This is a genomic window from Burkholderia sp. JKS000303, assembly GCF_002563755.1.
Taxonomy (GTDB): Bacteria; Pseudomonadota; Gammaproteobacteria; order Burkholderiales; family Burkholderiaceae; genus Burkholderia; species Burkholderia anthina_B.
On sequence record NZ_PDBZ01000003.1, the window covers coordinates 1 to 23,727 of the forward strand.

The following is a 23,727-nucleotide window of genomic DNA, read 5'->3' on the forward strand; positions in this document are numbered from 1 at the left end:
CGATGCCACTGGCGTGACAACCGGTACACCAGAGGTTCGTCCACTCCGGTCCTCTCGTACTAGGAGCAGCCCCTTCAAATATCCAACGCCCACGGCAGATAGGGACCAAACTGTCTCACGACGTTTTAAACCCAGCTCACGTACCTCTTTAAATGGCGAACAGCCATACCCTTGGGACCGGCTACAGCCCCAGGATGAGATGAGCCGACATCGAGGTGCCAAACACCGCCGTCGATATGAACTCTTGGGCGGTATCAGCCTGTTATCCCCAGAGTACCTTTTATCCGTTGAGCGATGGCCCTTCCATACAGAACCACCGGATCACTATGACCTGCTTTCGCACCTGCTCGACTTGTCGGTCTCGCAGTTAAGCACGCTTATGCCATTGCACTATCAGCACGATTTCCGACCGTACCTAGCGTACCTTCGTACTCCTCCGTTACGCTTTGGGAGGAGACCGCCCCAGTCAAACTGCCTACCATGCACTGTCCCCGACCCGGATCACGGGCCAAGGTTAGAACCTCAAACAAACCAGGTGGTATTTCAAGGACGGCTCCACCGAAACTAGCGTTCCGGTTTCATAGCCTCCCACCTATCCTACACAGATCGGTTCAAAGTCCAATGCAAAGCTACAGTAAAGGTTCATGGGGTCTTTCCGTCTAGCCGCGGGTAGATTGCATCATCACAAACACTTCAACTTCGCTGAGTCTCGGGAGGAGACAGTGTGGCCATCGTTACGCCATTCGTGCAGGTCGGAACTTACCCGACAAGGAATTTCGCTACCTTAGGACCGTTATAGTTACGGCCGCCGTTTACCGGGACTTCAATCAAGAGCTTGCACCCCATCATTTAATCTTCCGGCACCGGGCAGGCGTCACACCCTATACGTCCACTTTCGTGTTTGCAGAGTGCTGTGTTTTTATTAAACAGTCGCAGCCACCAGTTTATTGCAACCCCTTCACCCTTTGCCCGCAGGGGCATCAAGCTACAAGGGCGTACCTTATCCCGAAGTTACGGTACCAATTTGCCGAGTTCCTTCTCCCGAGTTCTCTCAAGCGCCTTAGAATACTCATCTCGCCCACCTGTGTCGGTTTGCGGTACGGTCATCGTTAGACTGAAGCTTAGAGGCTTTTCTTGGAACCACTTCCAATTGCTTCGCTCCCTAAGGAGCTCGCGCCACACCCTTGAATCCTGCGCCCGGATTTGCCTAAGCGCCTTCTCCAATGCAGCGACCGGGACTTCCAACACCCGGACAACCTTCCGCGATCCGTCCCCCCATCGCATCTAACAATGGTGCAGGAATATTTGACCTGCTTCCCATCAGCTACGCATTTCTGCCTCGCCTTAGGGCCGACTCACCCTACGCCGATGAACGTTGCGTAGGAAACCTTGGGCTTACGGCGAGGGGCCTTCACCCCCTTTATCGCTACTCATGTCAGCATTCGCACTTCTGATACCTCCAGCATCCCTTCCGAGACACCTTCGCAGGCTTACAGAACGCTCTCCTACCATGCGTGCAAAGCACGCATCCGCAGCTTCGGTATATAGCTTAGCCCCGTTACATCTTCCGCGCAGGACGACTCGATCAGTGAGCTATTACGCTTTCTTTAAAGGGTGGCTGCTTCTAAGCCAACCTCCTGACTGTTTTAGCCTTCCCACTTCGTTTCCCACTTAGCTATATTTGGGGACCTTAGCTGGCGGTCTGGGTTGTTTCCCTCTTGACACCGGACGTTAGCACCCGATGTCTGTCTCCCGTGATTGCACTCTTCGGTATTCGGAGTTTGCTATGGCGGGGTAATCTGCAATAGACCCCCCAACCATGACAGTGCTCTACCCCCGAAGGTGAGACACGAGGCACTACCTAAATAGTTTTCGGAGAGAACCAGCTATTTCCAAGTTTGTTTAGCCTTTCACCCCTATCCACAGCTCATCCCCTAACTTTTCAACGTTAGTGGGTTCGGACCTCCAGTACGTGTTACCGCACCTTCATCCTGGCCATGGATAGATCACTTGGTTTCGGGTCTACGCCCAGCAACTGAACGCCCTATTCGGACTCGCTTTCGCTACGCCTGCCCTATACGGTTAAGCTTGCTACTGAACGTAAGTCGCTGACCCATTATACAAAAGGTACGCCGTCACCCCTTTCGAGGCTCCGACTGTTTGTATGCATGCGGTTTCAGGATCTATTTCACTCCCCTCCCGGGGTTCTTTTCACCTTTCCCTCACGGTACTGGTTCACTATCGGTCGATCACGAGTATTTAGCCTTGGAGGATGGTCCCCCCATCTTCAGACAGGATTTCACGTGTCCCGCCCTACTTGTCGCACACCTAGTTCTTTCGTACTGTTTTCGCCTACGGGGCTATCACCCGCTATGGCCACACTTTCCAGAGTGTTCGGCTAACAATACAAATAAAGAGTGCAAGGCTCATCCCATTTCGCTCGCCACTACTTTGGGAATCTCGGTTGATTTCTTTTCCTGCGGTTACTTAGATGTTTCAGTTCACCGCGTTCGCTTCGCATAGCCTATGTATTCAGCTATGGATACTCCAAAAGGAGTGGGTTTCCCCATTCGGACATCTACGGATCAAAGCTTGTTTGCCAGCTCCCCGTAGCTTTTCGCAGGCTACCGCGTCCTTCATCGCCTGTGATCGCCAAGGCATCCACCACATGCACTTGTTCGCTTGACCCTATAACGAGTCTGTCTCATCGACAGTTCGTTACAGGTTGAGTTCTCGCATTTGTGCCGTATTCCAATTGAGTCAAACATAGAGTTCGAATCATCTTGAGATACATCGATACAATCACAACCCGGATAGTTTTCACGTCCATCTCATAGACGCTTCCGCTATCCAAATTACTTACTTCTTCCAGATTGTTAAAGAACGACAGCCGATATGGTGTTACTCATATCACTCTGACTGGCTCAATCGCCAATGACAAACGTTCGACGAAGTCGAACGCTTGTCATTGAAGATTGGTGGAGGCAGACGGGATCGAACCGACGACCCCCTGCTTGCAAAGCAGGTGCTCTCCCAGCTGAGCTATGCCCCCATGTACAGGTATGCCTCAGGGTGTACCGTCCGCCAAGACGGTGGTGGGTCTGGTTGGATTCGAACCAACGACCCCCGCCTTATCAAGACGGTGCTCTAACCGACTGAGCTACAGACCCCTGAGTCTGTCTTTAATTTACAGCCGATAAGCGTGAGCGCTCAACTTTGCGAGAAGCTCTAGAAAGGAGGTGATCCAGCCGCACCTTCCGATACGGCTACCTTGTTACGACTTCACCCCAGTCATGAATCCTACCGTGGTGACCGTCCTCCTTGCGGTTAGACTAGCCACTTCTGGTAAAACCCACTCCCATGGTGTGACGGGCGGTGTGTACAAGACCCGGGAACGTATTCACCGCGGCATGCTGATCCGCGATTACTAGCGATTCCAGCTTCATGCACTCGAGTTGCAGAGTGCAATCCGGACTACGATCGGTTTTCTGGGATTAGCTCCCCCTCGCGGGTTGGCAACCCTCTGTTCCGACCATTGTATGACGTGTGAAGCCCTACCCATAAGGGCCATGAGGACTTGACGTCATCCCCACCTTCCTCCGGTTTGTCACCGGCAGTCTCCTTAGAGTGCTCTTGCGTAGCAACTAAGGACAAGGGTTGCGCTCGTTGCGGGACTTAACCCAACATCTCACGACACGAGCTGACGACAGCCATGCAGCACCTGTGCGCCGGTTCTCTTTCGAGCACTCCCACCTCTCAGCAGGATTCCGACCATGTCAAGGGTAGGTAAGGTTTTTCGCGTTGCATCGAATTAATCCACATCATCCACCGCTTGTGCGGGTCCCCGTCAATTCCTTTGAGTTTTAATCTTGCGACCGTACTCCCCAGGCGGTCAACTTCACGCGTTAGCTACGTTACTAAGGAAATGAATCCCCAACAACTAGTTGACATCGTTTAGGGCGTGGACTACCAGGGTATCTAATCCTGTTTGCTCCCCACGCTTTCGTGCATGAGCGTCAGTATTGGCCCAGGGGGCTGCCTTCGCCATCGGTATTCCTCCACATCTCTACGCATTTCACTGCTACACGTGGAATTCTACCCCCCTCTGCCATACTCTAGCTTGCCAGTCACCAATGCAGTTCCCAGGTTGAGCCCGGGGATTTCACATCGGTCTTAACAAACCGCCTGCGCACGCTTTACGCCCAGTAATTCCGATTAACGCTTGCACCCTACGTATTACCGCGGCTGCTGGCACGTAGTTAGCCGGTGCTTATTCTTCCGGTACCGTCATCCCCCGACTGTATTAGAGCCAAGGATTTCTTTCCGGACAAAAGTGCTTTACAACCCGAAGGCCTTCTTCACACACGCGGCATTGCTGGATCAGGCTTTCGCCCATTGTCCAAAATTCCCCACTGCTGCCTCCCGTAGGAGTCTGGGCCGTGTCTCAGTCCCAGTGTGGCTGGTCGTCCTCTCAGACCAGCTACTGATCGTCGCCTTGGTAGGCCTTTACCCCACCAACTAGCTAATCAGCCATCGGCCAACCCTATAGCGCGAGGCCCGAAGGTCCCCCGCTTTCATCCGTAGATCGTATGCGGTATTAATCCGGCTTTCGCCGGGCTATCCCCCACTACAGGACATGTTCCGATGTATTACTCACCCGTTCGCCACTCGCCACCAGGTGCAAGCACCCGTGCTGCCGTTCGACTTGCATGTGTAAGGCATGCCGCCAGCGTTCAATCTGAGCCAGGATCAAACTCTTCAGTTTAAACCTGTTACTGTTTTCGGTTCAGTTAAGAACCGGTCGCTCACTCAAAGCTGACAGGAATATGAATTGCTTCATAAACCTGACTTACTTTAGTGTGAGACTCTTGATACTTTCGCTATCTGATCCGAGGATCAGCTCGCGTCCATCAAGCGCCCACACTTATCGGCTGTTAATTTTTAAAGAGCATTTCTGCGAGGAACTTCGTGTCTCTCAGCAGCGCTGCGTTTTCAGCAGCAGAGAAGCGAGATTATGAACCGTCTTTTTCAACTCGTCAACAACTTTTTTAACTACTTCGTTGCGACGGTTGGGGTTCAACGCCTTGTGTGTCGGGGCTCTACAGCAACCTCGACCGCACTGCTTCCCTTCCTTCTTCTCCCGCGCCGCGTTTCCGTTAGCGCGAAAGAGGCGTGATTCTAAGCACCCACCGCCGATCGCGCAAGGGGTTTCTCGAAAAAATTTAAGGCCCCGCACGCTACCGCGTGCGGGGCCTTAAATAGAGGCGGCCGAATCGTCAGGCCACGCGCATCTGGCGCGCGACTATCTCCATATAGTGATCGAGGTTGGGCGTCACCTTGCCTTCTTCCTTGGCCGTATCGTCCCAGCGACGCAGACGCAGCGCGTCCTCCGCGAACGGGCGCTGCAGGAACGCCGCCGTCTCCTCTTCACTGAAGATGCCGCCCTGCAGCCCGAGGCTGCGCACCGAGTCCGGCGACAGGCTCTCGAAGTAACCGGCGTCCGTCCGGCACAGGCACCGCTTCGCATCGACGTGCAGCCGGATCGGCTCCAGCACCGCATCGTTGAATAGCGGTCGCAGGAACGGCAACACGTAATACTGATGCAGATCGTCGATCCCGCGCGCGCTCGGCGTCTCGCCCTGCCGATTCAGCAGATGCCCGAGATCGTGCAGGAATGCCGCCGCGACCAGCGCTTCGTCGGCACCGGCCTCTTCCGCCAGCAAACCGCTCTGCAACGCATGCTCCAGCTGCGTGACCGGTTCGCCGCTATAGGCAACATGGCCGTGCTCGCGATACAGCCCGTGAATCTCGTCGACAGTCAGTGCCATCCGCTTACTCCCAAGGCAGCGAAAACGTCTTCAGGTTCGTGAAGCTCTTCATCGCTTCCTGAACGCCTTCCTTGTAGCCGAGCCCCGAATCCTTGATCCCGCCGAACGGCGACAGCTCGATCCGGTATCCCGGCACTTCCCAGACGTTCACCGTGCCGACGTTCAGCTCGTTCACGAACCGCACGACCGCGGCCGTGCTGTCCGTGCAGAGGCCCGACGACAGCCCGAACGCCGTCCCGTTGCTGATCCGGATCGCGTCGTCGATCGTGTCGAACGCGATCACGGGCGAGACCGGGCCAAAGGTCTCCTCGCGCACGATCGTCATCGACGGATCGACGTTGTCGAGCACGGTCGGCGCATAGAGCGCGCCGCGCCGCACGTTGCCGGTCAGCAGGCGCGCGCCCTGCGCGACCGCCTCGCTCACCCGCGCCTCGAACAGCTGCGCCGCCGCGTCGTCGATCACCGTGCCCATCTCGTTCGCGGGATCGAACGGATCGCCGTACGTCCAGGCGCGCGTCTTCTCGACGAGCAACTCGGTGAATGCCGGCGCAATCGAGCGCTGCACCAGCATCCGCTTGACGGCCGTGCAGCGCTGGCCCGAATTCCGGTACGAACCGAGCACGGCCAGCGACGTCGCCCGTTCGAGATCGGCATCGTCGAGCACGATCAGCGGATCGTTGCCGCCCAGCTCCAGCACGATGCGCCGGTAGCCGGCCCGCGCGGCGATCGCCTTGCCGATCGACACGCCGCCCGTAAAGGTAATCAGCGACGCATGCGGATGCGTGACGAGCTCGTCCGCGATCTCGCGCGGGTCGCCGGTCAGCACCTGCAGCATCGGTTCGGGCAAACCGGCCTCGTACAGCAGGTCCGCCAGATAGAACGCCGACAGCGGCACCTTCTCGGACGGCTTCACGATCACCCGGTTGTTGGTCGCGATCGCCGGCGCGATCTTGTGCGCAACCTGGTTCATCGGATGGTTGAACGGCGTGATCGCGACGATCACACCGTCGAGCGGTTGCCGCTGCGAGAACACGCGGCGCGCCTTGCCGTGAGGCGTCAGGTCGCACGAGAAGCTCTGCGCGTCGTCTCGCAGCGCTTCGACCGACGCGAACTTCAGCACGTCGGCGACGCGGCCGATTTCGTAGCGCGAGTCCCGTTTCGACAAGCCCGACTCGAGCGTGATCAGGTCGGACGCTTCCTCGGTACGCTCGCGCAACAGCGCGGCCGCTCGCTCGAGGATCTGCGAACGCTCGTAGCGCGTGAGGGTCGGCCGATACGCCATCGCGTAGTCGAACGCGGCGCGCACGTCGTCGACGCTCGCCAGCGGCGCCGTCCCGACACGCGTGCCGGTATACGGATCGGTGACGTCGAACACGCGCTCGCGCGGCGCGCGCATGCCGCACCAGCGCAGCGCCTCGGCGCGGAACGCGGGGTGATCCTGTCGGGGATGAGCCATCATGATGGGATCCGGTTCAGCACGAAATCGAAAACGTCGAAGTTGCGCGGACGACGCGCAGGGTCGTCACGCTCGATCCGACGGTTGAACAGCAACGGCACTTCCTGCTCGGACACGCCGCCGTGCGAACGCAGCGGGACGGTCAGGCCGGACAGGTCGTGTTCGCGCTCGCGCGTGCCGAGCGTCATGTCGCGCCGTGCGATCACGACGAGGTCGCCGATCCGGTCGGGCGGCAACTCGAAGCGCGCAGCCGCTTCCGCGTTGTCGAGCACGAGCTCGACACCGTCGAGGCCACCCACGCGCCACATCGCATCGGTCCGGTCGACGCCGGGCGCCAGGTACACGGTGGCGAACGAACCCAGCGCGCCGTGGTGCACGACGTACGGGTCGGTGATCGGCAGGATCACGCGCGCGGCCTGTGTGCCATACCAGCCGTCGAACGCATCCTGCAGATAGATCACGTTCGGGCGGCCCGTCGCAGGATCGTGCTTCGCGTTCATCCCGTGATCGGCGGTCAGCCCGATCGCCCAGCCGAGCGCGTCGAGTTGCGCGAGATAGCCGTCCATCATTGCGTAGAACGCGTTCGCGCCCGCACTGCCCGGTTCGCACTTGTGCTGTACGTAGTCGGTGGTCGACAGGTACATCAGGTCGACCTGACGCGTCTGCGCGAGCCGCACGCCGGCCGCGAACACGAATTCCGACAACGCCGCGCTGTATACGTCCGGCGACGGCAGCCCGACCCAGTCGAGCACGTCGACGATCCCGTTTTCCGCGAGGTTCGCCTGCGCCGCCTTCTCCGCGGAGAAACAGATGCCTTTCATCTGCCAGCCGAGCAGCCGGCGCAGCTTGTCCTTCGCGGTGACAACCGCCACGCGCGCACCGGCGCCGGACGCCGCCGCGAGCAGCGTGCCGGCCCGCAGGTACGCCGGGTCGTTCATCATCACTTCGGCGCCGCGACCGCCATCGGCGGCCGGATCCCAGAAGTAGTTGCCGCAGATCCCGTGGACCGACGGCGGCACACCGCACACGATCGACAGGTTGTTCGGGTTGGTGAAGGTCGGCACGACGCAGTCGGCGCGCCACGCGGTGCCTTCCGCGATCATCCGGCCGATGAACGGCGCGACGCCGGCTGCCACCGCACGGTCGAGATAGTCGTACTCGCAGCCGTCGACGCAGACGACGACGGTCGGTTCGACCGGCAGCCGGTAGCGCCGGCCGTTCACGTCGACGGAACGCCCCGCGAGACCCGTCGACACCTTGCCCGTCGAGGCCGGCTCGCCGGGCTGCCGCAATGCGAACGCGGCGTTCATGATGCCGCCCGCTTGCCGCGCGGCACGCGCGCAGCAATCAACAGCAGCGCCGCGAGCGACGCGCCGAGCATCAGCAGCGACAGCGCCGATGCGGGCAGGTAATAGCCGCGCTCCACCTGGCCGATCACGACGATCGGCACGGTCGCGAAACCGGGCGGATAGACGGTCAGCGTCGCACCGAGTTCGCCGAGCGACAGCGCGAAGCCGAGCGCGAGGCTCGCGCGCAGCGCCGGCACGAGCTGCGGCAGCAGCACACGGCGCAGCACCATCGCGGGCGGCGCACCGAGGCTCGCCGCGGCTTCGCGCAGCACGGTCAGCTCGGGGCGCAGCGCGGCAGCCGCGCAGCGATAGCAGAACGGCAGAATCAGCGCGAGCTGCACGAGCACGACGATCGCGGCGGAGCTCGACAGGTCGAGCGGCTTCTGGTGATACGCGATCAGTACCGCAAGCCCGAGCACGACGCTCGGCACGCCGTTCGGCACCATCACGAGCGCATCGACGAGCGCACCGAGGCCGCGCCGGTCGCGCCCTTCGAGCGCAAGCGCGAGCCACAGCCCGAGGATCGTGCCGATCGCCGACACGCCGAAGCCGATTTCGAGGCTCGTCAGCAGCGCATCGTATTCCGGCGACCCGAGCCGTTCGAACCAGCGCAGGCTGTAGCCGGCCGGCAGGATCGTGCCCGACCATTGCGTCGCCACGCTCGACAGCGCGACCACCACCACCGGCAGCACGAACAGCCAGAAGCACGCGAACGCGGCCAGTGCGAGCGCCGCACGCGACGCATGCTTGAGCAGCGTGTCGCCCCAGCCGATCTGGTGGCGCGGCACGGCTTGCCCGATACGGAATTCAGCGGACATCGTTCCCTCCCGTCGCACGCCGGTTCACCCGGCGATAAACCGCATACAGCGCCAGCGACAACGCCAGCATCACGACCGCGCCGGCCGACGCGGTCGGCAGGTCGAGGTCGACGGTCGCGCTGCTGTAGATCGCCACCGGCAGCGTCACGAGCCGCGCGCTGCCGAGCACGAGCAGGATCCCGAACTCGTTGAGCGTCAGCAGGAAACACAGCACGGTGCCGGCGGCGATGCCCGGCCACGCGATCGGCAACACGACGCGGCGCGCGAGCATCCAGCCGGACGCGCCGAGGCTGCGCGCCGCTTCGATCAGGCGCAGGTCGAGCGTCGCGAACGACGCGAGCGTCGGCCGCACGACGAACGGCGTGTAGAACACGGTCTGCGCGAGAATCACGCCGCCGATGCCGAACAGGAAGTCGAGCGGCGGATTCTCGAGATGGAACAGGTGCTGCAGCCCGATGCTGATCGAGCCTTGCGAGCCGTACAGGAAGATCAGCGTGAACGCGACGAGGAACGACGGGAACGCCACGTACAGTTCGAGGAAGCGCGTGACGAGCGACGCGCCCGGGAACGGCTTGAAGAACAGCAGCGCGGCGAGCAGCACGCCGAGCACCGACGCGGTGCCCGCGCTCGCGAACAGCACGCCGATCGTCGTCAGCAGCACGTTGCGCGTATCGGGGTTGCCGAAGAACGTACGGTACGCGGCGAAACTCAGCCCGTGATCGCCCGACACGCTCAGCAGCACGAGCCGCACCAGCGGATAGACGACGAGCGGGCCCAGCACGACGATCGCGAGTGCGGCCAGGTGCAGGTCGCCCATGCGCTTGCGGCGCCGCGCGACGGCGGCGTGCGCCGCGGCCGACGCGAGCACGTGCGGCGGCAGGCCGGCTTCAGGGCTCGATAAGGACGACATCGTCTGCCTCGCAATGCAGGGAAACGCGCGCACCGCGCTCGGGAGCCGCGCCGCGGCCGCGTTGCATCGTGACGCGCACGGGTTCGCCGGGCGCCGCGTCGATCACGACCGAGATCGACAGGTCCGCGCCCTGCCACTCGACGGACGACACCGTGCCGTGCAGGCCGCCGGCCGCCGGCGGCATCACGGTCAGGCGCTCGGGGCGCACGCATGCCACCTTGTCGCGCACGTCGTGGCGCGGATCGCCGAGCGGGAAAATCACACGCGGCGGCAACAGGTTGGCCGGGCCGAGATAGCGCGCGACGTAGCCGTCCTGCGGCGCGTCGTACAACTGCTGCGGCGTGCCGAGCTGCGCGATGTGACCGTCGCGCATCAGCAGCGCGCGGTCGGACAGCACGAGCGCGTCGTCGCGGTCGTGCGTCACGCAAACGACGGTCAGGTTCGGCAGGCGTTCGTGCAGCGCTTTCAGTTCGCTGCGCACGGAGGCGCGCAGGTTGGCGTCGAGCGCCGACAGCGGCTCGTCGAGCAGCAGCACGTCCGGCTCGATCACGAGCGCGCGGGCCAGCGCCACGCGCTGCTGCATCCCGCCCGACAACTGCGCGGGCAGGTGGTGGCCGGCATCGCCGAGCTGCACGAGCTTCAGCGCGTCGGCAACGCGGCGCGTCACGTCCGACGACGCCATCCCGCGGGCGCGCAGCCCGAATGCGACGTTCTCGAACACCGACAGGTGCGGGAACAGCGCGTAATTCTGGAACAACAGACCGAGATTGCGCTTGTGCGGCGGCGCATAGGTCAGGTCGCGTCCGGCCACGGTCAGCGTGCCGGTCAGGCCGTCGGCCTTCACGAACCCGGCGATGAAGCGCAGCAGCGTGGTCTTGCCGCAGCCGCTCTTGCCGAGCACGGTCAAAAATTCACCGGCACCGATCGACAGCGACAGATCTTCCAGCACCGTGCGTGCGCCGTAGCGCACGCTCAGGTGTTCGATCTGCACGCCGCCCGGCGCGCCGGACCGCAGCGTTGCATGCGGCTCGGCGGCGCCGAATGCGCCGGGATGGGTCAGGGTGGTTTCCACCGGGTTCATCCTCTTGCTCACTATTACAGGCGGCGTGCGCCGATCACTTCGGCTTGACGACGTCGAGCTGCTTGCCCGAGCTACCGATCACGTCCTTCTTCCAGCGCTCGATCCACTCCGGCTTCTTCGCCATCACCTGGTTCCAGTCGACCGGGATCAGCTTCACGCCCGCGATCGCCTTCTTCACCGCTTCGCCGTTCTTGCCGGCGAGCGGCACGTCGGTGCGGCCCGGGATGCCGTACATGTCCGGCACCTTCGACTGCACTTCCGTCGACATCAGGTAGTCGATCAGCTTCTTGCCGGCGTCCTGGTTCGGGCCGCTCTTGATCAGGCCGATGCCGTACGGCAGCTGGAACGTGGTCGGCTGGTCGCCGGCCTTCGCTGCCAGGAAGATCGGCTTGACGGACAGCGCGCCGTGCTCGGCGTCGTCGAGGTCCATCTGCAGGTCGCCGTTCGCGACGCTGATCTCGTTACGCGACAGCAGCACGTTCAGGTAGCCGGTGCCCTTGGTGTGGAACTTCACGCTCTGCGACAGCTTCGCGAGATAGTCGAACGCCTTGTCCTCGCCCATCAGCGTGGTCGTCAGGATCAGCACGGCCATCCCGTCGCCGGCGGTGGCCGGGTTCGAGTACGCGATCTTGCCGGCGTAGTTCGGCGACAGCAGGTCGGCGAACGTCTTCGGCTGGTTCTTCACGACGTCCGGGTTGATCGCGAACGAGAAGTAGTTGTTCACGAACGTGGCCCACGTACCGTCTTCCGCCTTCGCGATCGCCGGCACGTTCTTGTAGTTCACGCTCTGGTACGGCTGCAGCAGGCCCATCTGGCCGGCTTGCTGGATGAACGGCGGCAGCGTGACGATCACGTCCGCCTTCGGCGAATTCTTTTCGATGTTCGCGCGGTTGACGACTTCGCCACTGCCCGCCGTCACGATGTTGACCTTGATGCCTTCCTTCTTCTCGAACGCCGGCAGCACGTCGCGATACAGGTTCTCGAGGCCGTCCGCCGTATACAGCACGACCGCGTTCGCGGCATGCGCGGGCATCGCCACGCCTTGCAGCAGACCGGCGGCGCAGGCGGCCAGCGCAAGCTTGCGGAACGCGCCGGCAGCGGCGCGCGAAGAATTCTGCAGTGTCATCTCACTTCTCCGTAGGCGGAACACCAAGCGGCCGGGGCACGATCCGGCTCTTTCAGTCGGGCAGGCCGACAACCGGCCTGCCTCGCTGCCGCGCTGCAGGTGGTTTCGCGCGGCAACCGAAGGATCACAGCGTTCGATGACAAACCCGTGACGACTGCCACAATTTCCAAAAAATGACACATTTTGCCAATATCATGCAAGTCATTCAGAAATGCCGACCGGCGTTTCGTCCGACCATTGCTGGAGAAAAACCATGTCCGACCCGATTCTGCTCACACCCGGCCCGCTCACCACGTCCGCCACAACACGCCACGCAATGCAACATGACTGGGGCTCGTGGGACGCCGCATTCAACCAGTTGACCGCCAGCGTCTGCGCGGATCTCGTCGCGATCGCGCGCGGCGGCGACGCGTACGTGTGCGTTCCGATGCAGGGCAGCGGCACGTTCTCGGTCGAAGCCGCGCTCGGCACCCTGGTGCCGCGCGACGGCGTCGTGCTCGTGCCCGACAACGGCGCGTATTGCGCGCGCATCCTGAAGATCCTCGGCCGGCTCGGCATCGACGCGATCGCGCTGCCGTTCGGCGAGGACGCGGCCGTCGACCCGGCGGCCGTCGAAGCGGCGTTCGCGCGCGAGCCGCGCATCACGCACGTCGCCCTGGTGCATCTGGAAACGAGCGCCGGGATCCTGAATCCGCTCGACGCGATCGCGACCGTGTGCCGCCGGCACGGCAAGCGGCTGATCGTCGACGCGATGAGCTCGTTCGGCGCGCTGCCGATCGCGCTGGCGGACAGCGGGATCGACGCGCTGATCTCGGCGAGCGGCAAATGCCTGGAAGGCGTGCCGGGGATGGGGTTCGCGATCGTGCGGCGCGACGCGCTCGACGCGTGCGCCGGCAACTCGCCGTCGCTCGCGCTCGACCTTCACGACCAGTACGCGTATCTGCGCAAGACGGGCCAGTGGCGCTTCACGCCGCCCACGCATGTGATCGCCGCGCTGCGCGCCGCGCTCGACCAGTACCTCGCCGAAGGCGGCCAGCCAGCCCGCGGCGCGCGTTATGCGGAGAATTGCCGGACGCTGGTCGAATCCATGCGCGCACTCGGCTTCGCGCCGTTCCTCGACGCGAGCGTGCAGGCGCCGGTGATCGTCACGTTCCACGCGCCCGACCATCCGGCCTACGATTTCCGCCGCTTCTACGACGCGGTGCGCGACGCGGGCTTCCTCCTGTACCCGGGCAAGCTGACGCAACTCGAGACGTTCCGCGTCGGCTGCATCGGCGCGATCGATGCCGACGACATCCGGCGTGCGGTGGCAGCGATCGCGCAGGCGGTCGAATCGCTCGGGATTGCCGTGCAGCGCGCGTGACGCTCGCGCCAGCCCGGCGCGCAAACAAAAAAGCCCGACGGCCCTTTGGGGCCGCCGGGCGAACGCACCGAGAGTGCGTGGAGCCGTGACTTACAGTTCGATCCGCTTGATGTCGCCGACGACGAAGATGTACGACAGCGCGCCGATCAGCGCGATCACGCCGATGAACACGAGCGCGCCGACGAACGAGCCGGTCGATGCGACGATGAAGCCGACGACGAGCGGCGTCACGATCCCCGCGAGGTTCGCCGCCAGGTTGAAGATGCCGCCCGTCACGCCGAGCAAGCCGTCCGGCGCGATGTCCGACACGAGGGTCCAGCCGAGCGCGGCCATTCCCTGCGCGAAGAAGGCGACCGACATGATCGCGATCACAGCCTCGTTGCTCTGCACGTAGTTCGCGAGGATGATCGTCGACGCCAGCAGCAGGCCCGCGATGATCGGCAGCTTGCGCGCGATGTTCGCCGACTTGCCGCGACGCAGCAGCCAGTCGGAGAAGATCCCGCCGAACATCACGCCAACCGACGCGGCGATGAACGGCATCACCGCGAAGAAGCCGATCTTCAGCCAGCCCATGTGGCGTTCGGTTGCAAGATAGGTCGGGAACCAGGTCAGGAAGAACACGAGCGTCGAGTTGCCGGCGAACTGGCCGAGGCAGATGCCCGCGAGCTGGCGCTTCTTCAGCAGCCGGCCGGCCATCGACCAGCTGAACTGCTTCTGTTCGCCCTTGCCGCCCTTTTCAGCCGCGCCGCTCTTGCGGGCGCCGTGCACGAGGCCGCCGCCCGCTTCGATGTACGCGAGTTCCTCGGCGTTCGCGCCCGGATGGTTGCGCGGCTCGTGATAGAGCTTCCACCAGACGAGGCCGAACACGATGCCGATCGCGCCGACGACCCAGAACAGCGAACGCCAGCCGAACGCGCCCATCAGCGCGAACAGCACGGGACTGAAGAACGCGAGGCCGATGTATTCGCCGACGGTATAGGTGCCCGTCGCCATCGCGCGCTCGCTCTGCGGGAACCACGTCGCGACGACGCGGCTGTTGGTGGGGAAGCACGGCGCCTCCGCGACACCGAGGCCGAGGCGGCACGCGAGCAGCGTCCCGACGCCGGGCACGAAGCCCTGCAGGAACGTGCACAGCGACCACAGCGTCATCGACCAGTAATAAGTGACCTTGCTGCCCAGGCGGTCGAGAAAGAGCCCGCCCGGCACCTGCGCCGCGACATACGTCCACGAAAACGCGGAGAACATGATGCCCATCACCGCCGCGTTGATGCCGAGCTCCTTGGTGAGCTGCGGTGCAGCGACCCCCAGCACGGTCCGGTCGAGATAGTTGATCATCGTGCCGATCGCGAGCAGCGCGAGAATCTTGTAGCGCGCCGACGTGCGCCGGACCGTGCCGGCCGCCTGCGCGGGCGCGGCATTCGTGGGAGTGGTGTGCTGCATGGTCGTCTCCTGGTCTCTCTTTACGTATCTATGGGGTCAGCGCGCGACGAGCGACTGAAAGTGGTCGAACATCCGCTCGGCGTCCGGCGTGCGTCCGGTAAAGATCTCGAATGCGTCGACCGCCTGATACACGGCCATTCCACCGCCCGGCAGCGTGGCGCAGCCGGCCGCGCGCGCGGCGTGGATCAGTTCGGTTTCGAGCGGGAAATACACGATGTCGGCCACCCACATCCCCGCGTGAAGCAGTTCGGCCGGCAACGGCAGGCCGGGGTGCTTGGCCATGCCGGTCGGCGTTGCGTGGATCAGGCCCGTGGCCGCCTGCATCGCGGCCGCGAGATCGCTGCCCGGCGTGACGCGCGCCGCGGGAAAGCGCTGCTGCAGTTCGGCCGCGAGACCGGCGGCGCGCGTACCGTCGACGTCGAAAATCGTCAGTTCGGCCGCACCCATCTGCAGCGCGGCATGCGCGACGGCCGCACCCGCGCCGCCCGCACCGAGCTGGACCACGCGTTCGAGCGACGCGTCGGGCAGCCCGCGGCGGAACGACTTCGCGAAGCCCGACCAGTCGGTGTTGTGGCCGATCCGCTTGCCGTCCTTGAACAGCACGGTGTTCACCGCGCCGAGCGCGCGCGCGTCGTCCGACAGCGCGTCGAGGTGCTCGATCACGCGCTGCTTGCACGGATGCGTGATGTTCAGTCCGTTGTAGCCCATCCGCTGCGCGGCATCGAGCAATTGCGGCAGCGCGTCGACGGTCAGGCCGAGCGCGTCGAGATCGATGCGCCGGTAGACGTAGCCGAATTCCTGGCGGAATCCTTCTTCCTCATGCATCGCGGGCGACAGCGAGCCGCCGATACCCTGGCCGATCAGGCCGATCAGAAAGGACGGGCGGTTCATCGTGCGGCTCCTCGCGCAAACAGGGTCGACAGGCGCTGCAACGCAAACAGGTAGCCGTCGGTACCGCAGCCGCAAATCACGGCTTCGGCAACCGCCGATACGTACGAGTGGTGACGGAATGCCTCGCGGCGATGCACGTTCGAGATATGCACCTCGATCACGGGCTTCGCGATCGCGGAAAGCGCGTCGGCCAGCGCGACCGACGTGTGCGTGTAGGCAGCCGGGTTGATCACGATGCCGTGGGTGTCGTGGCGCGCAGCATGCAGCCAGTCGATCAGCTGGTGCTCGGCGTTCGACTGACGGAAGTCGACCTCCAGCCCGAGCCCCTCGGCCGCCGCATGGCAACGCTGCTCGACGTCGGCGAGCGTTTCCGCGCCGTAGATATGGGGCTCGCGGGTCCCCAGGAGATTCAGGTTGGGGCCGTTCAGCACCAGCACCTTGTACTTGCTCATGACGATTCTGCTCCAAAAACAGGGGCTGAACATGATCGACTCAGCCCCGTGACATCAGGAAGTGGCGCTAGTGTGCGCCGGCACGCGCACGCTGTCTTTTCGGGTTTTCGCTAATTTGTACCATCTAGTTAGTTTGTATAATTCGCCTCACTTCCCCAGTAAATTCGGGATATGGCGCTCGCCCGGAACTCAACGACTGGTTCATTCTGGTCCGATTCGGCCGGCGCCACACCCCGCTCATCCGCAGGATTCGCCCATGCAGCGCTCGATCGCCACCGTGTCACTGTCCGGCACGCTCGCCGAAAAGCTCGCCGCCATCCAGGCAGCCGGTTTCGACGGCGTCGAAATCTTCGAGAACGACCTCGTCTACTTCGACGGATCGCCCGCCGACGTCCGACGCATGGCCGCCGATCTCGGCCTCGACATCGTGCTGTTCCAGCCGTTTCGCGACTTCGAAGGCGTGAGCGCCGCCCAGCTCGCCCGCAATCTGGACCGCGCCCGGCGCAAGTTCGACGTGATGCACGCGCTCGGCACCGACCGCATCCTGGTGTGCAGCAACGTGTCGCCCGACACGATCGCCGACGATGCGCTGCTGGTCGACCAGCTCGGCGCGCTGGCCGAGGCGGCGCGGGAGGCCGGCGTGATCGTCGCCTACGAGGCGCTCGCGTGGGGCCGCGTCGTGAACCGGTACGGCCATGCATGGCGGCTCGTGAACGCGGTGAACAGCCCGCACCTCGGGCTCGCGCTCGACAGCTTCCATACGCTGTCGCTCGACGACTCGCCCGACGCGATCGCCGACATCCCCGGCGACCGGATCGCGTTCGTCCAGATCGCCGATGCGCCGAAACTGGCGATGGACGTGCTCGAATGGAGCCGCCACTACCGCTCGTTCCCCGGCCAGGGCGACTTCGATCTCGCGCGCTTTACGGCCCGCGTGATCGAGTCCGGTTATACGGGGCCGCTGTCGCTCGAGATCTTCAACGACGGCTTCCGCGCCGCCCCGACCGCGATCACGGCCGCCGACGGTCATCGTTCGCTGCTCTATCTGGAAGAACTGACACGCGCGCGGCTCGCACAGGACGGCCACGCGCCGGCGGCCAGCCAGCCGCTGTTCGCGCCGCCGGCACCGGCCGCGCACGTCGGATTCCAGTTCCTCGAATTCGCGGTGGACCCGCAGGCGGCGGCCACCGTCGGCGCATGGCTCGGCCGGATGCGCTTCCGGCTCGCGGGCCGTCATCGGTCGAAGGACGTGACGCTGTTCCAGCACGGCGCCGCGTCGATCGTGCTGAACGCCGAGCGCGACTCGTTCGCCGACGCGTTCTTCCAGCAGCACGGGCTGTCGCTGTGCGCATCGGCGCTCCGCGTCGACGACGCGAAAGTGGCGTTCGAACGCGCGGCCGGCTTCGGCTACGCACCGTTTTCCGGGCGCGTCGGCCCGAACGAGCGCGTGCTGCCGAGCGTGCAGGCACCGGACGGCAGCCTCGAATATTTCGTCGACGAGGCGCCGAACGCGCCGACGCTCTATGAATCGGACTTCGTGCTGACCGACATCGACGGTCCGAGCGAGGTCGGCCCGCTGACGGGTATCGACCACGTGTGTCTCGCGCTGCCGGCCGACGCGCTCGACACCTGGATCCTGTTCTTCAAGACGGCATTCGGTTTCGAGGCCGAGCGCAGCTGGCTGGTGCCCGATCCGTACGGGCTGATGCGCAGCCGCGCGGTGCGCAGTGCGGACGGCTCGGTGCGGATCGCGCTGAATGCGTCGGTCGACCGCCATACGGCCGTCGCCGAATCGCTCGACCGCTATCACGGCACGGGACTGAATCACGTCGCGTTCCGGACCGACGACATCGTGAAGACAATCGCCGCGTTCGCCGCCGACGGCGTGCCGTTCCTGCGGATTCCGGCGAACTACTACGACGATCTCGCCGCACGCTACGCGTTGTCGGACGAACTGATCGACACGCTGAGCGCGCACCACCTGCTGTACGACCGCGACGAGCACGGCGGCGAATTCCTGCATGCGTACACGGAACTGGTCGACAACCGCTTCTCGCTCGAAATCGTCGAGCGGCGCGGCGGCTACGACGGCTATGGCGCGGCGAATGCCGCCGTGCGCCTTGCCGCGCAGGCCCAGCGCAGGAAATAAGGGAAGGAATGACGTGTCGTTTCGGCGCCGAACCGGCTGAAAAAACGGTGCGGCCCGGCGACGCACGTCGCCCGGTGCACCATTATGGTGAATGCCGGGGTTTCGCCCGCCCGACAAGGCGCACCGCCTGCGGCCGGAGACGGCCGCCCGGCGGGGGTTACATCCGGTAACGCTCGCCGCAGCGCAGCATCCGCGGCAGCACCGCGGTTTTAAGAATCGCTTAAGTCTTCGACGGCACCATCCGCAACCAGTACCCGATGGAAATCCCGAAATGGAGGACAGCGATGAGCGCCGTAGAAGCACCCGCGGGCCGCCCGGCCGCACCCCCGAAGAAGACGATGTTGCGTCGTCTGCTCAGCCATCATGAAATCGCGACGCTGCTCGTGCTGCTGCATGCACCGATCAGCGCGAACGCCAAACCCGAATTGCCTGCGCTGCAGGAAGCCGGCCTCGTCGAGATGGTCAGGCTCGACGCCGATACGGCACCGAGCTTCCGGCTCACCGAAGATGGCACGGCCATCCTGAAAGGGCTCGGCTACCGCTGAGCCGCCGCTTTCCCGTTCCAGCCCCGCCCCGAACTTCCGGACCTGCCCGCACGCGCCCGGCGCGTCGCGTCAGCCAGCCCGGTCCTGCAACATCAGCCGGTATTCGGTCGGCGTCACGCCGACCGTCGCCTTGAACTGGCGCGTGAACGCGCTGTGATCCGTATAGCCGCATAACGCCGCGACATCCGTCACCTTGTCGTGCGTGACGAGCAGCGCCGTGGCCGCATCGAGCCGCGTTTTCAACAGCACCTGGCGCGGCGTCAGGTGGAACACCTTGTGAAAGTAGCGTTCCAGCTGCGCGACCGACATCCCGGCCATCTGCGCGAGCTGCTTCAGGTTCAGCGGCTGCACGTAGTGATCCTGGATGTGCTGGACCACGTCGGCGAGCTTGCTGTACGCCGGGTGCGACCCTTCGTGCGCCTTCAGGTCGCGCGAGATACCCGCGAGCCCGATCACCTTGCCGGCTGCATCGCGCAGCGGCTCCTTGCAGGTCAGGCACCAGCCCGGCTGACGCCCCGGATACAGATGCAGCTCGAGCTGGTCCATCAGTTGCTGGCCGGCGTTGATCGTCGCCATGTCCTGCTCGAAATAGGTGCGGCCGAAGCGGCGCGGAAACGCTTCGTCGGTCGTCTTGCCGAGCAGGTCGCGCTTGTCCTTGTAGCCGCAGCGCATCGCGAGCGTGCGATTGACGAGCGCGTAGCGACCGTTCGCGTCCTTCACGAAGAACGCGACGTCGGGCAGCGCGTCGAACACCGGTTCGAGCAGGCGGAAGTGCGCGAGCATCGCGCCGAAATCGGCATTGTCGGGCTGGTAGCGCAACGTGTCGGACAGGCTCATGGGCGGTACGGCAAGCAAGGTCGTCATCCCGGAATCTGCAAAGCGAGTGGCTGATGGCGTCGATTATAGGAGCGCCCCCTCGAACGCGTGGCGGCGATCCCGGGAGGCAGTGCAATCCGCGGGCACGGCGGAGTACGGCGGGTAGTCGTCGGCTGACGATGGCCGACAGCGGGCGGCGTGTCGTGCGGTTGTGTGCGCAACGACTACGCCGCGTGTGGCGCCGCGCTGTGAAGCACGCTCGTACATTCCGCACGTTCCGCCACATCACACCAGCGCTGCGCCGCGATGCCGGAGCGAACCGCATCGACACCTCGGCCACGCGCGCCCGAACCCGCCATCCTAAAAATGCCGGCGCATCGCGTCTTGGCGCGTTTGCGCATCAAGAATGACGATTTCAGCATATATCAGGGTATTCGACGATATGCCGAAATCGTCGCCGGTTGCGTACCGAACGCGCAAGACGCGCGTATTTTCGCTACCTAGACTTCGCTCAACGGTCACGAGACGACATCCCGCCGCCGCCCCGCACGCAGATTCCGGCACAGCGCGCAGCGTCCGGCGAGCCCGCACGGCTTTCACCCAGGCCGGCCAACCGATACGTCTCGCCCGGCTTACCGCACCGGCCAGCCAGCCGGCGGCGGCCCAACCATGCCATCAAGGGGAAGTGAAAGTGAAGCTGAAGGTATCGCACGTCGCGCTGGCTGCTGCCTGCGCACTGTCGGGCGCACACGCCATTGCCGCCGACGTCGTCAAGATCGGTTTCGCCGCACCGCTGACGGGACCGCAGTCGAACTACGGCACCGACATGCAGAAGGGCGTGCAACTCGCAATCGCCGACTTCAACGCAACGCATCCGACGATCGGCGGCAAGCCTGTCACGTTCCAGCTCGACTCGCAGGACGACCAGGCCGACCCGCGCACCGGCACCACCGTCGCGCAGCGGCTGATCGACGACAACGTCAGCGGGATCATCGGCCACTTCAACTCGGGCACGAGCATTCCCGCGTCCGACCTGTACGATCGCGCGGGGCTGCCGCAGATCTCGATGGCGACGTCGCCGCAATACACGGCGCGCGGCTACAAGACGACCTTCCGGCTGCTGACGAGCGACGCGCAGGCCGGCCGCATCGTCGGCACGTATGCGGTGAAGACGCTGCACTTCAAGCGCGTCGCGATCATCGACGATCGCACGGCCTACGGCCAGGGCATCGCCGACGAATTCGCGAAGGCGGTGCAGGCCGCGGGCGGCACGATCGTCAAGCGCGACTTCACGAACGACAAGGCGCTCGACTTCTCGGCGATCCTGACCAACCTGAAGGGCATCAACCCCGACGCGATCTTCTACGGCGGCGGCGATGCGCAATCGTCGCCGATGATCCGCAAGATGCGCCAGCTCGGCATGAAGTCGGCCTTCGTGACCGGCGAGATGTCGCGCTCGCCGACCTTCCTGAAGGTCGGCGGCGAAGCGGCCGAAGGCGCGATCGTCTACATGGGCGGGCTGCCGAAGGAAAAGATGCCGGGCTTCGCCGGCTACGCGGCACGCTACAAGGCACGCTTCAACGAAGACGTGATCACCTACTCGCCCTACTCGTACGACGGCACGATGGCGCTGCTCACCGCGATGAAGAACGCGAACTCGACCGACCCGAAGGTCTATACGCCGTATCTCGGCAAGGTGTCGGTCAAGGGCGTGTCGGCGCCGAGCATCGCGTATGACGCGAAGGGCGACCTGAAGGATGCGCCGGTCACGATCTACAAGGTCGAGCACGGCGCGTTCAAGCCGGTCGACACGATCGCCGGCAACTGATCCGGCGTCTGTCCCGCGCGGCGCGGCAAGCGGTTCATCCGCATGCCGCGCCGCGTGCATTTCACGTTCGGCGAAGTCCGAAGCCTTCCTCGGCGCAGCCCTGCGCGCGCGTATTTCGCGCTCCTGTAGAATCCCCCCACCCGCTTTCACGCTTCGTCTCCGTTGCGCCCCATCCCGGTGCGACGGTGCGTGTCGCGCGTCCTATCCGGCGCTCGGCACACATTCGACGACGCAGGCGCGCCTAGTCAGTCCGGCCAATAAGCGGGCCTGGAGACGCAGCACCGACAACAACATTCGAATACCGATCGTTCTGACCATGCAAGCTTCCGAATTGAGCGGCGTGCCTCGCGCCGCCGAACGCGCGCTCACGCGCAGCGACTACAAAACCCTTGGCCTTGCCGCACTCGGCGGCGCGCTCGAGTTCTACGACTTCATCATCTTCGTGTTCTTCGCGCCCGCGATCGGGCAGCTGTTCTTCCCGCACGACATCCCCGACTGGCTGCGCCAGTTGCAGACCTTCGGCATCTTCGCGGCCGGCTATCTCGCGCGTCCGCTCGGCGGCGTGATCATGGCGCACTTCGGCGACCTGTTCGGCCGCAAGCGGATGTTCACGCTGAGCGTGCTGATGATGTCGGTGCCGACGCTGCTGATGGGCCTGCTGCCGACCTACGACACGGTCGGCATCCTCGCACCGGTGTTGCTGCTGCTGTTCCGCGTGCTGCAGGGCGCCGCGGTCGGCGGCGAAGTGCCGGGCGCGTGGGTGTTCGTGTCCGAACACGTGCCGTCGCGCCACATCGGCTATGCGTGCGGCACGCTGACCGCGGGCCTCACGGCCGGCATCCTGCTCGGCTCGCTCGTCGCCGCCGGCGTCAACAGCCGCTATTCGGGCGCCGAAGTCACCGCGTTCGCGTGGCGCATTCCGTTCCTGCTCGGCGGCGTGTTCGGCCTGTTCTCCGTGTACCTGCGCCGCTGGCTGCACGAAACGCCGGTGTTCGCCGAGATGAAGGCGAAGAAGGCGCTCGCGGCCGAGATCCCGCTGAAGGCCGTGCTGCGCGACCACGGCCGCGCCGTGATCGTGTCGATGCTGCTCACGTGGATGCTGTCGGCGGCGATCGTCGTCGTGATCCTGATGACGCCCGCGCTGCTGCAGAAGCAGTTCCACCTGACGCCCGCGACCACGCTGTTCGCGAACAGCGTCGCGACGCTGTGCCTGACGGCCGGCTGCATCACCGCCGGCTCGCTCGCGGGCCGGATCGGCGCGAAGCGCGTGCTCGGCATCGGCGGCCTCGGGCTGGCCGCGTCCTATTACCTGCTGTTCGCGCAGGTCGCGGCCGACGCGTCGACGCTGCCGCTGTACTACGGGATCGCCGGCTTCATGGTCGGCACGATCGGCGCGGTGCCGTTCGTGATGGTGCGCAGCTTCCCGGCCGTCGTGCGCTTCTCGGGCATCTCGTTCTCGTACAACGTCGCGTATGCGATCTTCGGCGGCCTGACGCCCGTGATCGTGTCGCTGATGATGAAGTCGAACCCGCTCGCACCGGTGGTGTACGTCGCCGTGATCTGTGTGCTCGGCGGCATCGCCGTGCAGTTCTCGAAGGATGCGAAGGACCTGAAGGACGCACGCTGAACGCCGGCGCGCACGCGCCGCTTCATGAACAAAGGGCCGAATCCCGCA

The 23,727-nt window shown here is 64.2% G+C and carries 16 protein-coding genes, 2 tRNA genes and 2 rRNA genes; 5 read left to right on the plus strand and 15 right to left on the minus strand.

Annotated elements, in window-relative coordinates:
* From BX604_RS27835 to phnS, 11 genes are all read right to left on the minus strand, one after another.
* Positions 1–2,688, minus strand: a 23S ribosomal RNA gene (locus BX604_RS27835); the annotation flags it as partial.
* A 288-nt stretch (positions 2,689–2,976) separates the two neighbouring features.
* A tRNA-Ala gene (locus BX604_RS27845) sits at positions 2,977–3,052 on the minus strand.
* Between the two features lie 41 nt (positions 3,053–3,093).
* Positions 3,094–3,170, minus strand: a tRNA-Ile gene (locus BX604_RS27850).
* 62 nt (positions 3,171–3,232) lie between these two features.
* Positions 3,233–4,765, minus strand: a 16S ribosomal RNA gene (locus BX604_RS27855).
* A 511-nt stretch (positions 4,766–5,276) separates the two neighbouring features.
* A complete protein-coding gene (locus BX604_RS27860) occupies positions 5,277–5,828 on the minus strand; it encodes a phosphonate degradation HD-domain oxygenase (protein ID WP_098554088.1) in 552 nt (183 codons plus the stop codon).
* Between the two features lie 4 nt (positions 5,829–5,832).
* The gene (gene phnY, locus BX604_RS27865) at positions 5,833–7,287 is read right to left on the minus strand and encodes a phosphonoacetaldehyde dehydrogenase (protein ID WP_098554089.1); all 1,455 of its coding nucleotides are present in this window, start codon (positions 7,285–7,287) and stop codon (positions 5,833–5,835) included.
* Positions 7,284–8,594: a phosphonoacetate hydrolase gene (phnA, locus tag BX604_RS27870; RefSeq protein WP_098554090.1), complete on the minus strand. Its 1,311-nt coding sequence runs from the start codon at positions 8,592–8,594 to the stop codon at positions 7,284–7,286. The genes phnY and phnA overlap by 4 nt, the downstream gene beginning before the upstream one ends.
* On the minus strand, positions 8,591–9,451 hold the full coding sequence (gene phnV, locus BX604_RS27875) for a 2-aminoethylphosphonate ABC transport system, membrane component PhnV (RefSeq protein ID WP_098554091.1): 861 nt from the start codon (positions 9,449–9,451) through the stop codon (positions 8,591–8,593). The genes phnA and phnV overlap by 4 nt, the downstream gene beginning before the upstream one ends.
* Positions 9,441–10,361 (minus strand): 2-aminoethylphosphonate ABC transporter permease subunit, encoded by a 921-nt coding sequence (locus tag BX604_RS27880; RefSeq protein WP_098554092.1) that lies wholly within the window; start codon positions 10,359–10,361, stop codon positions 9,441–9,443. Before BX604_RS27880 ends, phnV begins: the two co-directional genes overlap by 11 nt.
* A complete protein-coding gene (gene phnT / locus BX604_RS27885) occupies positions 10,339–11,442 on the minus strand; it encodes a 2-aminoethylphosphonate ABC transport system ATP-binding subunit PhnT (RefSeq protein WP_098554093.1) in 1,104 nt (367 codons plus the stop codon). Before phnT ends, BX604_RS27880 begins: the two co-directional genes overlap by 23 nt.
* 34 nt (positions 11,443–11,476) lie before the next feature.
* A complete protein-coding gene (gene phnS / locus BX604_RS27890; protein WP_098554094.1) occupies positions 11,477–12,568 on the minus strand; it encodes a 2-aminoethylphosphonate ABC transporter substrate-binding protein in 1,092 nt (363 codons plus the stop codon).
* A gap of 253 nt (positions 12,569–12,821) precedes the next feature.
* On the opposite strand from phnS, the gene BX604_RS27895 reads away from it, so the two are divergent.
* Positions 12,822–13,931 (plus strand): 2-aminoethylphosphonate--pyruvate transaminase, encoded by a 1,110-nt coding sequence (locus BX604_RS27895; RefSeq protein WP_098554095.1) that lies wholly within the window; start codon positions 12,822–12,824, stop codon positions 13,929–13,931.
* 90 nt (positions 13,932–14,021) lie between these two features.
* Here BX604_RS27895 and BX604_RS27900 read toward each other — a convergent pair whose 3' ends face one another.
* The 3 genes from BX604_RS27900 to aroQ are packed head-to-tail and all read right to left on the minus strand — an operon-like array spanning position 14,022 to position 16,714.
* The gene (locus BX604_RS27900; RefSeq protein ID WP_098554096.1) at positions 14,022–15,371 is read right to left on the minus strand and encodes an MFS transporter; all 1,350 of its coding nucleotides are present in this window, start codon (positions 15,369–15,371) and stop codon (positions 14,022–14,024) included.
* Positions 15,372–15,407: 36 nt separating this feature from the next.
* Positions 15,408–16,262: a shikimate dehydrogenase gene (locus BX604_RS27905; RefSeq protein WP_098554097.1), complete on the minus strand. Its 855-nt coding sequence runs from the start codon at positions 16,260–16,262 to the stop codon at positions 15,408–15,410.
* Positions 16,259–16,714: a type II 3-dehydroquinate dehydratase gene (gene aroQ / locus BX604_RS27910; protein WP_096506634.1), complete on the minus strand. Its 456-nt coding sequence runs from the start codon at positions 16,712–16,714 to the stop codon at positions 16,259–16,261. The genes BX604_RS27905 and aroQ overlap by 4 nt, the downstream gene beginning before the upstream one ends.
* A gap of 256 nt (positions 16,715–16,970) precedes the next feature.
* Between aroQ and BX604_RS27915 the strand changes: the two genes are divergently transcribed.
* Together BX604_RS27915 and BX604_RS27920 are read left to right on the plus strand one after the other, a co-directional pair.
* Positions 16,971–18,863, plus strand: coding sequence for a bifunctional sugar phosphate isomerase/epimerase/4-hydroxyphenylpyruvate dioxygenase family protein (locus BX604_RS27915; RefSeq protein ID WP_098554098.1), 1,893 nt, complete (start codon positions 16,971–16,973; stop codon positions 18,861–18,863).
* 284 nt (positions 18,864–19,147) lie between these two features.
* Positions 19,148–19,408, plus strand: a complete 261-nt coding sequence (locus tag BX604_RS27920; protein WP_098554099.1) for a hypothetical protein — start codon at positions 19,148–19,150, stop codon at positions 19,406–19,408.
* 69 nt (positions 19,409–19,477) lie between these two features.
* On the opposite strand, the gene BX604_RS27925 is transcribed toward BX604_RS27920, so the two are convergent.
* Complete coding sequence (locus tag BX604_RS27925; RefSeq protein WP_098554100.1) at positions 19,478–20,272, minus strand: AraC family transcriptional regulator; 795 nt, start codon at positions 20,270–20,272, stop codon at positions 19,478–19,480.
* A gap of 643 nt (positions 20,273–20,915) precedes the next feature.
* Between BX604_RS27925 and BX604_RS27935 the strand changes: the two genes are divergently transcribed.
* Together BX604_RS27935 and BX604_RS27940 are read left to right on the plus strand one after the other, a co-directional pair.
* Positions 20,916–22,052: a branched-chain amino acid ABC transporter substrate-binding protein gene (locus BX604_RS27935; protein ID WP_098555010.1), complete on the plus strand. Its 1,137-nt coding sequence runs from the start codon at positions 20,916–20,918 to the stop codon at positions 22,050–22,052.
* A gap of 316 nt (positions 22,053–22,368) precedes the next feature.
* Entirely contained in the window at positions 22,369–23,679 is a 1,311-nt protein-coding gene (locus BX604_RS27940) for an MFS transporter (RefSeq protein WP_098554101.1), read from the plus strand.
* The last annotated feature ends 48 nt before the right edge of the window (positions 23,680–23,727 follow it).